The sequence below is a fragment of the Belnapia sp. AC561 genome, from assembly GCF_979252845.1.
In genome coordinates this window covers 1-292 of the sequence record NZ_CEEDBP010000157.1, presented here as the reverse complement: position 1 = coordinate 292, position 292 = coordinate 1, and the positions used below count along the sequence as shown (strand labels likewise).

The following is a 292-nucleotide window of genomic DNA, read 5'->3' as shown; positions in this document are numbered from 1 at the left end:
AGGAACAGGTGATGCAGATCGCCCAGGTCATGGCCGGTTATACCCTCGGCGAGGCAGACATGCTGCGCCGCGCCATGGGTAAGAAAAAACCCGAGGAAATGGCCAAGCAGCGCGGCGGTTTTATTGAGGGTTGCGCGAACAACAATATCGACGCCGACCTCGCCGGTAATATTTTCGACCTGGTGGAAAAGTTCGCCGGTTACGGCTTCAACAAATCCCACTCTGCGGCCTACGGTCTGGTTTCGTACCAGACCGCGTGGCTGAAAGCGCATTACCCGTCGCCGTTCATGGC

General features: G+C 57.5%; 1 protein-coding gene. It reads left to right on the top strand.

Annotated features, from left to right (window positions below):
- Positions 1–292, top strand: a 292-nt coding sequence (locus AC0IW9_RS30555) for a hypothetical protein (protein WP_471652067.1), incomplete at both ends; no start/stop codon positions are given.